Below are 12,372 nucleotides of genomic sequence, written 5' to 3' on the forward strand. Positions count from 1 at the left end.
AAAAAGACTAAATAAATGCACGTTAAAAAAAGACTCTAAATTGAGTCTTTCTTTGTTATTAATTAGTTTCATAATCTTTCCAAACTTTATTAGCATAAATACTGTTAAATAAAAGTGCAGCTTGTAGAGCAATTTGAGAAAGGTAAATACCTAACGAGCCAATATCTGATTTTCCTGTCCATGAATTAAAGGCAAGTAGTGACCAGTATAATAGATTGGCGATATTGACAAAAATCCATAATGACCAGTTTTCTTTGTATTTGAAAATATAAAGAGTTTGTGCAATTAAAGATATGACAAGGTTTGCGCTGTCAATATATGGTAGTTGCCCACCAAAATTTCCAATGACAATCCAACCAATGACCCAAGCAATCACACTTCCTAAAAATAGGAACTGTTTTGTTTTAGGTTTGAATTCATGCACAGCTTCATCATTGCCCCATAAAAACCAGCCAATTGGTTGTGAGATAACATAAATAATATTCATGACAAATGAGCCATAAGCATGACTCTGCCAACCAATATACGTCATTGCAAGACATTGAATAATACCAAATAAGAACGTGATTTTTCGCCCTTTCATCCCATAAACCAGACAGATAACACCAGCAACTCCACTAATCATTCCGATAACTGAGTCTGGAGAAATCATAAAAACAATCAGTTGAAGAGATAATAAAACAGAAACGTATTTTACTTCAAATGGCTTCCAACCAACAAATAATTGATTATAAATCCATGAATGTTTTGTATCAGTCATTTTAATTTCCCACCTCATTTAAAATCGTTAAAGCAAGTTTTATTGAATCCATTTCACCTTTTGCAACAGCATCTTCTTCATTTACTAAACTGTTGACACCTTCGCTTAAGTCGGCTTCGTAAAGAACTACATTATTTAAGATAGAAAGGGCACGAATACCCTTTAAGCTACCTAAAACATAAAGAGCGCTACTTTCCATATCGGCACCTAAAATACCAAAATGAGACCAATATTTTTCCGTTTCGGCATTATTTTCCATATAAAATCCATCATGCGAACGAGTAATACCATAATAACCATTTGGTAAAAATTTTTTTGCGCTAGATAGTAACTCATTGTTTGCAACAGCAGGAAAATCAGTAGGAACATATTTTTTTGTCAATCCTTCATCGCGAACAACCCCTGTCGGAATAATTAAGGCACCGAGTGGAATATTGTGTTGCATTGCTCCACAACTTCCTACCCGAATAATAGTATCAATCCCAATGTTAGCTAATTCTTCTACAACAATTGCTGTGGAAGGAGCACCGATGCCGGTAGCAATGACTAAAATAGAAGCGCCTTGGTAGTCACCTTTAATAGAAATGTAGCCACGATTATCACTAAGTTTATCTACGTTTTCTAAACATGAAGCGACACGTTCGACCCGTTTTGGATCACCGACAATAATTGCTTTTGAAACTTGTTTCATTTTTTCTAGTTGGATATGTGCTTGTTTGGTCATAAAATTTCCTTTCTTAAAAATGTTTAGTAGTTATTTCTTTAGATAATATAATACACTAAAAAAATAAAAAGATATAATAAATTTTTAAAATAGTCCGAGACAAATAAATTGTACTAATAAAAAGACGGTGTTACTATAATAATATAATAAAACTTACAAAATGTAAGTGTATATAAGGAGATAATCATTATGAAAAAATATGGAGTTATTGTAGGTTCAACAAGAAAAAATTCTTATTCAGAAGCGGTAGCAAAGGCAATAGTAAAAGGTTTACCAAATGGCGCAGAGGTAACATTCATCAACATCAGTGATTTACCTTTGTACAATCAAGATTTAGATGCCGACTCACCTGCTGAATACACACGTTTTAGAGAAGAAGTCGCTGCACAAGATGCCATTATTTTTGTCACACCAGAGCACAACAGAAGTATACCAGCTGCTTTAAAAAATGCTTTAGATGTTGCTTCAAGACCATGGGGACAAAATGTATGGGCTAAAAAACCAGCACTTGTTGCTTCTCAATCTATTTCAGGTATTTCAGGTGTCTTAGCACATCATGTGTTAAGACAGTCATTAGTATTTTTAGATATGCCAACTATGCAACAACCTGAATTGTATATTGGTCATTCCGATCAGTTGTTTGATGAAAACTTAGAACTAACAAATGATGATACAAAACAATTTTTAGCAAATGCTGGAAAACAATTTAGTGAATTTGCAGCAAAATTTGCTTAGTTAAAGACAAAAAAACTATCACAGTCATTTACTGTGATAGTTTTTTTGTCTTTAAGGATGGTGTTATGTCATAAAAAATATATAGAAACCTCTAACATGATATTTATACATCAATGCTAATGTCATGCATTACCATTTTGTTTATTTTACCCCTTGTATCGTATTCGGTTGTAGATGAATAATCTATTACTATGGTATTCATAAAAAAATATTAGATAACCTTACCAAAGTGAGAGAGGTTATCTAATAGAGGAATATTCTAAATAGGTTTTCGTTCAAAAGCATCTGTACTGATTCCTTGATCTAATACAGTTTTAGCCCATTCTTTTGCAGAAAACAATGAATGATCTTTATAGTTTCCACAACTTTTAGCATCAGTTCCTTGGACATCTTCCCAAGAAATCTCTTCTACAATTTGAGTTAATGTTTCTTTTAACGCTTTTGCTACAACATCAGCTGGGTAGTTATCCCACACAATTAAGTGAAAGCCAGTTCGGCAACCAAATGGTGAAATATCGATGATTCCATCTAATCGATCTCTTAATAAATCAGCTAATAAGTGCTCTAAAGTATGAATAGCACCTGTAGGCATTTCTCCTTTATTAGGCTGAACAAATCGTAAATCGTAATTTGTGATTGAATCTCCTTTTTTTCCATTTTCTGTTGTAATCACTCGAACATAAGGTGCGATAACTTTATTATGGTCTAATGTAAAACTTTCTACTTCTGCCATTTATATCATTCCTTTCAGTATTATAAAAAGTCATTTTTTAGATGATATCTCAAGGATAACCTTTTTTTAAGAAGTGTCAATAAGGTGTTGAAAAATCCGCTAAAAATCTATTTTTTAAAAACAAGTTAATTACATTTAAAAAAAATCATTTTTTAACATCATAAATAAAGATTATTTTCTTTTTATTGTAGATATGTAATCAACTACTGAATATTAAAAAAAAAATAAGAATCTTGTTGACAATAAAAAAAATATTTGATAATATTCAAAAATACAAAGCGTAATAATTACGATTTGAAAGTTAAAGAGTTAGGTAGGGTTTTTGGATGAAGAAAAAAATAGTACTAGGTATGTCATGGATAATGATGGGTGGGTTACTTGCAGCATGCTCGACTGCTAAAACTGAGCAGACAAATACTGACAAAATAAAAGTAGCCACCACATTTTATCCAATGTATGAATTTACGAAAGAAGTTGTAGGTGACGCTGGAGAAGTGGATATGATTGTTCCAGCCGGAGTTGAAGCACATGATTTTGAACCATCAGCTAAGGATTTAAAGAAAATACAAGATAGTGATGTCTTTGTCTATAATAATGAAAATATGGAAACGTGGGTACCTTCCGTTGAATCAGTATTAAAGGAGGGGAACGTAACAAAGATAAAAGCAACTGAAAATATGATATTACTACCTGGAAGCGAAGAAGAACATGACCATCATGAACAAGGTAAGGAGGGGCACTCACATGAACTAGATCCACATGTCTGGTTAGCACCTAGTTTAGCAATTAAAGAAGTCGAAGAAATTCGCAATCAACTGATAAAAAGATATCCAGACAAAGAAAAAATATTTACTACAAATGCTGATAAGTACTTAAAAAAATTAGCTACTTTGGATAAGTCGTATCAAGATACATTAAAGAACGCTAAACAAAAAAGTTTTGTGACACAGCATGCAGCATTTGGTTATTTAGCGTTGGAATATGGATTAACACAAGTACCAATTTCTGGTCTTTCTCCAGACGAAGAACCATCACCAGCTAGATTAGCTGAACTAAATAAGTATGTGAAAGAGAATGATATTAAATATATTTATTTTGAATCTAATGCAACAGATGCTATTGCTAAAACATTGGCAAAAGAAACTGGTGTGGAATTATTAGTATTAAATCCGTTAGAAGGGCTAAGTCAAAAAGAGATTGATAAAGGTGAAAACTATGTTTCGACTATGGAAAAAAATCTAACAGCTTTGCGTAAAACTACTGGCGAAGAAACGACAAAATCTATTGTAAGTAAAACACCTGAAAAAACAGTACAAGCAGGATACTTTGAGGATAGTCAAATACAGGATAGACCATTATCAAATTGGAAAGGAAGTTGGCAGTCAGTTTACCCACTTTTAAAAGAGGGCACATTAGATCAAGTGTTTGATTACAAAGCTAAAATGAAAAAAGATAAATCGGCTGAAGAATATAAAAAGTATTATGAGTCAGGGTATAAAACATCAATTAAAGAAATTGATATTACAGATTCAACGATGACTTTTATTGATGATAGTGGTAAAAAAATGAGCTCAAAATATAAGTATATTGGTCAAAAAGTTTTAACTTATGAAAAAGGAAACCGTGGTGTGAGATATTGCTTTGAGGCAACAGATCCTAGTCAAGGGGCTTTTAAGTATGTTCAGTTTAGTGATCATGAAATCACGGATACTAAATCAGCTCATTTCCATTTGTACTTTGGCAATGATAGTCAAGAGGCACTGTATAAAGAACTTGAAAACTGGCCAACTTATTATCCTAAAGAATTATCTGGAAAAGAAGTCGTACAAGAAATGATGGCTCATTAGAAAGGAAGAGATGTATGAGAACACCCATTATATTAGAATGTTCTGAAACAAAAGAATGATTGTATTTAACAAGTAAGAATAAACGAAACACACCTGAACGACTGGAGTTAAGAAAATATTCTCCAAAGCTTAGACAGCATGTGATATTTAAAGAGACCAAAAAATAAAGGAGCTGAATAAAGTGGCAAAAAAATCTAAGATAGCCAAATATGAAAAACAAAAAAAATTAGTGGCAGAATATGCAGAAATAAGGAAAGAATTAAAAGAAAATAAGGACTATGAGGGGTTACGTAAACTACCTAAAGAGTCAAATCCTAATAGATTAAAGCTAAGAGATGAAACAGATGGCAGACCAAGAGCTTATATGCGTAAGTTTGGCGTGTCTCGTATTACATTTAGAGAACTTGCACATAAGGGACAATTGCCCGGCGTTAAAAAAGCAAGTTGGTAAAAAAGAGGAGGAAACAATTTGGCAGTTCCAAAAAGAAAAACATCAAAAGCTAAGAAAAATGCACGACAAACACATAAAAAACTATCATCAACAGTGTCTTATGATAGTGTATTAGGAGTATATAAACGCAGTCACTATGTATCAAGTGATGGTTACTATAAAGGTAGAAAAGTCATTTAGTAGGAGGTGAATCTAGATGAATATTATTTATCCACCACTTGTTGAAGATAGTATATCTTATCATTTTGATGAAAAGAATATTGAGATGGAAGATAAAATTAGGATGTATCAGCATATGATTGAGGTAGGAATTATTACAGAACAGGGCCTCCCAACTGAAAAAGCATTAGATATGGGTTGGGTAAAAGACTTTTATGAAGAAGAAGACCTGTCCTTTGAAGACTTTTTGACTCTGTATCCTGTTTTTAAACGATACGACGTCAATCTTTTTCAAAAGATTGATGGTTTTTGGGAAATCTCACTTTCGTTTAAAGAATTGTTAAAAGATCATCTTTTATCTGAAAATATGAGTTATGATGATAGGCTACAAATTACTGAATATTTATCAGAAAGGTAGAGGGATATGGGCATACCAATTACAGTTATCTCAGGATTTTTAGGTTCAGGAAAGACAACATTAATTAATCAAGTCATTAAAGGGAGTGATCTAGCACCTGAAGAGGTTGTCATTATAGAAAATGAATTTGGTGAAGCAGGAATTGACCATGAGTTATTAATTCATTCAAAAGAAAATATTGTACAGATGAACGGTGGGTGTATTTGCTGTAGTTTACGTGGTGATTTGTTAAATGCATTAACAGCAGTGTTAGATGTGTTTGTAACACAAGGTTATCCAATTAAACAAGTTATTATTGAGACAAGTGGCGTGTCTGATCCACAACCAATTATTCAAACGATTGTGGGTACCCCTAATTTACAGCCTTATTTTTATTTGGATGGTGTTATTGGGGTTGTAGATGCTGAGAATATTGAACAAAACCTCCAACATCATGAAGCGACAAAGCAACTTGTCATGTCAGACCGACTATTGATTTCACAAAAAGGCGTTACGAATAAAGACAGTATGAATCAAATGAAAGAGCAACTAAGAGAAATTAATCCACTAGCAGATATATACGAGTTTTCATTAATTCAATCATCTTCAGAGTTAGCTGATTTGGTACTAGGAAATCATTTATTTAATCAATCAATCGATGATGAAGAAGAAGACCATCATCACCATCATCATGAATTTGAATCAATGATTATATCTGAATCAGGTTATGTTAAAGAAGGTTTATTACACAATTGGCTTTCTTGGTTAATGATGAACTATCAGGAATCTATTTATAGAATAAAAGGTTTTGTCAATGTGTCTGATCAAGACTTTCAAACAGAAATTCAAGGTGTGAATCAGTTATTAAATTTTAATCTGACTAATCGTTTAACAGAAGACAATGACAATAAGTTAGTTATCATCGGTAAAAATATCGATAAAGATGACATTAATCAAGCATTTCAATTAGTGATAGAAAAATCAACAGAGGGAGACTAATCAATGGAAAAAACAGATGTGTCGAGTGCCTATAGACGTTTAAGTAGTCCTAATATTAAAACAAAAAAACGTGCACTAAAAATTATTAAAGAAGCCAAAAGAAATAAACGTGGAAAATAGTCAAAATGCCTTGATTTAATCAAGGCGCAGACTGTAGACAAAGTATTGATAAATTTCGATACTTTGTTTTTTTTTGGTAAAATAGAGGAAAGGAGTGACTATTAATGTTGAAAAAGCAAGATATGAGTAAACGTAATCAAATAGGTTTTTATTCATTAGAAGACTTAGTTCCACAGGAACACCTTCTAAGAGATATTGATAAATACGTCGATTTTAGTTTTATTTATCAACTTGTTGAGGATAAATATGATCAGTCTAATGGACGACCTAGTTTAGATCCAGTTATGTTAATCAAGCTTCCCTTGATACAATACTTATACGGAATTAAGAGCATGAGACAAACGATTAAAGAAGTCGAAGTAAATATGGCCTACAGATGGTTTTTAGGTTTAGATATCCAAGACTCAGTCCCTCACTTTTCAACTTTTGGTAAAAATTACTCAAGAAGATTTAAAGGAACAGATATCTTTGAACAAATTTTTTATGGTATTTTAGCGCAGTGTATAGAAGCTCATTTAGTTGATACGTCTGAGATATTTATTGATGGGACTCATATCAAAGCACATGCAAATAATAAAAAGTATGAAAGCAAAGAAATAACTGAAGACACATTATTTTATGTAAAATCACTTCAAAAAGAAGTTGAAATCGATAGAGAAAAACAATTAAAAAAGCCCTTAAAAAGAAAAGAAAAAAGTGAGATAAATACAAAGGTTAAAAAAATTAGTAAAAACGATGCTGACAGTGGCTGGTTTCATAAAGGAGAACATAAACAAGTCTTTGCCTATACCACACAAGTGGCATGTGATAAAAACGGATGGGTTTTAGGATATACAACGCATCCAGGTAATCAACATGATAGTCGTACTTTTATCTCTATTTACAATAAATTAAAAAGTCATTTCACTCTGAATAAATTAGTGATGGATGCAGGCTACAAGACACCAGGTATTGCCCATTTGTTATTTCAAGATAACTTAACACCTATTTTTCCATACAAGAGACCCATGACCAAGAAAGGTTTTTTCAAAAAATATGATTATGTTTATGACGAATACTATGATCAATATATTTGTCCCAATATGAAAACATTAACTTATACGACAACTAATCGAGATGGTTATCGAGAATATAAAAGTAACCCTCATGATTGTATGACATGTTCTTTAATAAATAAATGTACGCAATCAAAGGATAAGAGAAAGCAAGTTCAACGTCATTTATGGGAAGATGATATGGAACGATGTGAGGACATACGTCATTCCATTGGAATGAAATCTATCTATAATAATCGTAAACAGACGATTGAGAGGTTATTTGGAACAGCCAAAGAATTTCATAGATTACGTTATACCAACTTAATAGGCAAAGAAAAAATGCACATGAAAATTGGGCTTACGTTTGCATGTCTTAATATAAAAAAATTAGCAAAAATACTTAAATTAAGAGACCTAGAGGGCTCTATTTTTTTGTCTATTTTTAATTATTTACCTAAATTAATCATAGGATATAAAAAAGACAACCCAATTACTCTTAATGAGTAATTAGTTTGTCTTCACTCTGTGCCTTGATTTAATCAAGGCGTTTTTATTTTTTAATTGATAATGAATCTCAATTTTCTTATTTATGGTAGAATATAAAAAATATTATCAATAAATAGGAGGAAGCATATGATGTTTGGTTATAACAAATACCATAACGTTCATATAATGAAGTAAATAAAAAATGTTGAAAATTGGTTTATTGATAGCTGATTTGTGGTATTTTATTTTTTTATCACTGTATTATACTAGGTTCATAGATAAGAGTTACACAATTAAAGTTGCCGTTATTAATTTTGTGCTTATCTATGAACCTATCTTCCTCCTAATTGAAGTATAGACTATATAAACACCTACAGTTATTCCCTTTTCTGTAGGTGTTTTTTGTTTGGTTAGCGAAGAAGTTTTAAAACCATAAACCGACAAAGAATAAAACTACTTGTGTGATGGCTATCATACCTAAATTTTTAATGGCTAGTGGAAATGTTTTTGTTTTGATTTGTTCTTTCGAATAAATCATAGTATTTTTCCAAATCTTCGGAAAAATTAACCAAATACCAAGTAACGTGATGGGCACGATATTTAACACCACACCAAGCGTGGCAAATACAAATGATAAAATCACGAGTAATTTAAATAGTGACACAGCTCGTTTTTTTCCGATATAGTATACAAGTGTGTGTCTGTTGTTTAAAACGTCTTCTTCCACATCGCATGTATTATTAGCTAACATAAGATTTGAAATGGCTAGAGCAGTTGGTAGTGATAAAATCGCTACTTGAATGATAAACTGACCATCAAATGGTAAAATATCAAATACGTTCAAGTAAACACAGATTAAAGGAATCACAATCCCCATTGTCACACCAGAAGTCACTTCACCAACCGGAAGGCTAGAAAGTGGTTTTGGTCCAGCTGAATAGGTAATCCCAATGAAATAACTAAACATTCCTAACCATAAAATGACCCAGCTTGTTTGAGACGCAAGATATACACCAATAATAGCAGAAGAGACAATCAACCCAATCATCATATTTCTTACAAGAGTGAGTGATAAATTTTCTCGCCCGATAATATTGGTTTCTTCTTTATAGTCGTGCACATCAGTCGCATTATGATAGTCCATGTAGTTATCTAATATATCGACAGCCATATTAAATAATAACATTGAGATGAAAAATAAGAGCATATATAATGGTTTGATTTGTTGATAATGGTACCATGAATATAAAAATCCCATAATAAACGGGAAAACACTCGCAGCTTTTGCTTTAAGTTCGATTAATTCGGCAAATACTTTAAAATTCATTCGTAAACTCCTTCACATTTTATCCACTGTTTATTATACTGTTAGAGTAGGTATTTTTCAAAAATGAATGATTGGAAATTGTTCATTGCTTAATTATTGTAGATTATATGATTTTATAGGAGGCCGCTATGACTGTTCATCCACTGTGGGAGATGTATCCTACTATCCAAAAAGAATTGATTGAAACCAAGCGTGTCATGGAAAAGTCAGTTAAAATTCGAAATAAAGAAATCACGGAAACATTGCAATTATTTTTTGATGCTGGTGGAAAATTATTACGTCCAGCATATTTTTTATTATTTTCAAAATTTGGTACGATAGAATCAGATAAGAAACGTTACCGTATGGCAGCCTCGCTTGAAATATTGCACGTTGCAACGCTTGTTCACGATGATATTATCGATGATTCACCTGTACGTCGCTCAATGCCGTCAGTGCAAGCTCTATATGGACAAGATATCGCAGTTTATACGGGAGATTTTTTATTTACAGTGTACTTTCATTTATTGGCAAATGCGACAAATGATTTAAAAACAATTTCATTAAATGCCCAAAGTATGAAGCGAATTTTAGTGGGAGAACTGGACCAAATGAATTTACGGTATAATACAAATATTACGGTCAAACAATATTTTCAACATATAAAAGGAAAAACGGCTCAGTTATTTGAATTTTCTTGTTATGAGGGAGCGCATTATTCGCATGCACCAAAGACAGTACAACTTCAAGCAAAACGAATCGGCTATAATATTGGGATGGCGTTTCAGATTATGGATGATATTCTTGATTATAAATCGACACAAGAAGACATGCAAAAACCAGTCTTTGAAGATATGAAGAACGGGTACTATACATTACCGCTTATTTTAGCGATGAATGAAAATCGTGAGGCTTTTTTACCTTATCTAGAGAAAAAGACAGAGTTGTCTAATCAAGAGATGAAAGAAGTACAGCAACTAATCGAAAAATATAAAGGCATAGAAAAAGCTGAGATGATTGCAGAGCGTTTCACTAATAAAGCCCTAACAAGCATAAAAAAATTACCAGATATTGCAGAAAAAGATATTTTGTATCATGTAACAGAAGTACTTTTAGATAGAAATAATTAAAAAAACATCATCTAACTTTTAGGGAAAGGGGGAAGTTAGATGATGTCTTTTTGTCTAGTATTAAGTTAATCGTAATAAATTTGCTGAAAGAGGAACGACGATGACCGTAATGACTCCCACTAGAATCATAGAAATACTTGCCATGGCTGCTTCTGTTTCACCTAGTTCAATCCCAACAGATACACCTAAAGCATGACCAGCAGAACCAAGTGCTAAACCTTTAGCAATAGGGTTATTGATGTGGAAGAATTTTAACGCCATTTTTCCAGTTGCGTAAATGATAACAGCATTGAAGATGACAGCAAAGGCAGTTAAAGAAACAATTCCATTCATTGATTCAGAGATAGGAACTGCAATCGCTGTTGTTGCCGCTTGTGGTAATAGAGAAACCATCATTTGAGGATGCATACGGATTAGTTTTCCAACAGCGACAATACTTGTGACAGAGACAGCAGATCCAATGGTAATCGCAGCAACTATTTCTAACCAATATTTTTGTAGTAAATCTCTTTTTTTGTATAGAGGAATAGCAAAGGCAATGGTTGCAGGTTCTAAGAAGAAACTGATGACTGTTCCACCTTGATTATATTGTTCGTAGTTGATACCAGTAGCTTTTAAGATGATGACACCTAAAATCATAGCAACAAATAGTGGTGTGAATAAGAAAAAGCCATTTGTTTTTTTGAATAAAAATGTCCCAACACCAAATGCGACGAATGAAATAACAATACCGATATATGGGGTCATTATCTTTGTACCTCCTCTAATTGTTGTTTTTTAAGAAAGGCTAGTTTTCTTTCTTTAGCACCAGATTTTTCTTTAACTCCTAATAGGTAGGATGCGCTCCATCCAGTAACTGCTAGGATGACAAAAGTTGCGATAAAAATGACTGCAAAAATTGGCACACCATAAACTTTTAAAATGTCTAATGAGTTGTATAAAGAGATACCAGAAGGAACAAATAGGAAAGAGATAATACCAGTTAAACTTGTTCCTAAACCTTCAACTTGCTCTAGTTTCACGATGTTTGTACTTAAGGCTACGAATAAAAGAATCAACCCAACAACTGAAGCTGGCATAGGGATAGGTAATACATAGGCAATCCCTTTAGAAATGAGCATAATTGCTGCAAAAATAAATGCTTGGTGTAAGAATGAATAAACTTTTTTTTCCATTTGTAAAACTCCTTTTCACTGATTCATTTGATAAACTTAGTATAGGAGAAAGAAGCTATTTTGTGGGGCTTTTACCGTGAAACGTAAAAATGTAAGCGCATAATACGAAAAATCACTCCCAAAATGCATGAAGCAAAATGGCAGTGATTTTATTAAGATAAACCAATCATCTCTTTGAATGGTTTAACGTAGGATCTGCTGACAGGCACTTTTAATCCATTATCTAGCGTGACTTGTAGTGTATTGTTAAACCAAGGTTGTATTTCTTGGATTTTTGTAGTATTTTAATGATATAATTACGTAAAGAATCTAT

General features: G+C 32.5%; 15 protein-coding genes and 2 pseudogenes. 10 read left to right on the forward strand and 7 right to left on the reverse strand.

The annotated features are described in order from the left end of the window. Positions 1-58: 58 nt before the first annotated feature. Both pnuC and BHY08_RS01950 read right to left on the reverse strand, forming a co-directional pair. Positions 59-760, reverse strand: coding sequence for a nicotinamide riboside transporter PnuC (pnuC, locus tag BHY08_RS01945; RefSeq protein WP_071456265.1), 702 nt, complete (start codon positions 758-760; stop codon positions 59-61). Position 761: 1 nt separating this feature from the next. Then, positions 762-1,484 (reverse strand): nucleoside phosphorylase, encoded by a 723-nt coding sequence (locus BHY08_RS01950; protein ID WP_071456266.1) that lies wholly within the window; start codon positions 1,482-1,484, stop codon positions 762-764. Between the two features lie 189 nt (positions 1,485-1,673). Between BHY08_RS01950 and BHY08_RS01955 the strand changes: the two genes are divergently transcribed. Further along, entirely contained in the window at positions 1,674-2,219 is a 546-nt protein-coding gene (locus tag BHY08_RS01955) for an NADPH-dependent FMN reductase (protein ID WP_071456267.1), read from the forward strand. A gap of 259 nt (positions 2,220-2,478) precedes the next feature. On the opposite strand, the gene BHY08_RS01960 is transcribed toward BHY08_RS01955, so the two are convergent. After that, positions 2,479-2,952, reverse strand: coding sequence for an S-ribosylhomocysteine lyase (locus tag BHY08_RS01960; protein WP_071456268.1), 474 nt, complete (start codon positions 2,950-2,952; stop codon positions 2,479-2,481). A 326-nt stretch (positions 2,953-3,278) separates the two neighbouring features. Here BHY08_RS01960 and BHY08_RS01965 point away from each other — a divergent pair, with 326 nt between their 5' ends. From BHY08_RS01965 to BHY08_RS01990, 8 genes and pseudogenes are all read left to right on the forward strand, one after another. Next, complete coding sequence (locus BHY08_RS01965; protein WP_071456269.1) at positions 3,279-4,799, forward strand: metal ABC transporter solute-binding protein, Zn/Mn family; 1,521 nt, start codon at positions 3,279-3,281, stop codon at positions 4,797-4,799. Between the two features lie 14 nt (positions 4,800-4,813). Beyond that, positions 4,814-4,966 (forward strand): annotated as a pseudogene (rpmG, locus tag BHY08_RS10665) (50S ribosomal protein L33). A gap of 14 nt (positions 4,967-4,980) precedes the next feature. Beyond that, the gene (gene rpsN, locus BHY08_RS01970; protein ID WP_071456270.1) at positions 4,981-5,250 is read left to right on the forward strand and encodes a 30S ribosomal protein S14; all 270 of its coding nucleotides are present in this window, start codon (positions 4,981-4,983) and stop codon (positions 5,248-5,250) included. Between the two features lie 18 nt (positions 5,251-5,268). Beyond that, positions 5,269-5,430, forward strand: a complete 162-nt coding sequence (rpmF, locus tag BHY08_RS01975; protein ID WP_071456271.1) for a 50S ribosomal protein L32 — start codon at positions 5,269-5,271, stop codon at positions 5,428-5,430. A gap of 16 nt (positions 5,431-5,446) precedes the next feature. Next, positions 5,447-5,827, forward strand: coding sequence for a hypothetical protein (locus BHY08_RS01980; protein ID WP_071456272.1), 381 nt, complete (start codon positions 5,447-5,449; stop codon positions 5,825-5,827). Positions 5,828-5,833: 6 nt separating this feature from the next. Further along, positions 5,834-6,805, forward strand: a complete 972-nt coding sequence (locus BHY08_RS01985; protein WP_071456273.1) for a CobW family GTP-binding protein — start codon at positions 5,834-5,836, stop codon at positions 6,803-6,805. A gap of 3 nt (positions 6,806-6,808) precedes the next feature. Next, on the forward strand, positions 6,809-6,925 hold the full coding sequence (locus tag BHY08_RS10900; protein WP_117972397.1) for a putative metal homeostasis protein: 117 nt from the start codon (positions 6,809-6,811) through the stop codon (positions 6,923-6,925). Positions 6,926-7,029: 104 nt separating this feature from the next. Then, complete coding sequence (locus BHY08_RS01990; RefSeq protein ID WP_071456274.1) at positions 7,030-8,469, forward strand: IS1182 family transposase; 1,440 nt, start codon at positions 7,030-7,032, stop codon at positions 8,467-8,469. Positions 8,470-8,872: 403 nt separating this feature from the next. Here the strand turns inward: BHY08_RS01990 and BHY08_RS01995 are convergent, their stop codons facing one another. Further along, complete coding sequence (locus tag BHY08_RS01995) at positions 8,873-9,775, reverse strand: prenyltransferase (protein ID WP_071456275.1); 903 nt, start codon at positions 9,773-9,775, stop codon at positions 8,873-8,875. 128 nt (positions 9,776-9,903) lie between these two features. On the opposite strand from BHY08_RS01995, the gene BHY08_RS02000 reads away from it, so the two are divergent. Next, entirely contained in the window at positions 9,904-10,884 is a 981-nt protein-coding gene (locus tag BHY08_RS02000; protein WP_071456276.1) for a polyprenyl synthetase family protein, read from the forward strand. Positions 10,885-10,944: 60 nt separating this feature from the next. Here the strand turns inward: BHY08_RS02000 and lrgB are convergent, their stop codons facing one another. The 3 genes and pseudogenes from lrgB to BHY08_RS10670 all read right to left on the reverse strand — a co-directional run. Then, complete coding sequence (gene lrgB, locus BHY08_RS02005) at positions 10,945-11,631, reverse strand: antiholin-like protein LrgB (RefSeq protein WP_071456277.1); 687 nt, start codon at positions 11,629-11,631, stop codon at positions 10,945-10,947. Next, a complete protein-coding gene (gene lrgA / locus BHY08_RS02010) occupies positions 11,631-12,059 on the reverse strand; it encodes an antiholin-like murein hydrolase modulator LrgA (RefSeq protein WP_071456278.1) in 429 nt (142 codons plus the stop codon). The genes lrgB and lrgA overlap by 1 nt, the downstream gene beginning before the upstream one ends. A gap of 152 nt (positions 12,060-12,211) precedes the next feature. Further along, positions 12,212-12,343 (reverse strand): annotated as a pseudogene (locus tag BHY08_RS10670) (LytTR family DNA-binding domain-containing protein); the annotation flags it as partial. Between the last annotated feature and the right edge of the window lie 29 nt (positions 12,344-12,372).

It is taken from the genome of Vagococcus teuberi (genome assembly GCF_001870205.1).
GTDB classification, from domain to species: domain Bacteria; phylum Bacillota; class Bacilli; order Lactobacillales; family Vagococcaceae; genus Vagococcus; species Vagococcus teuberi.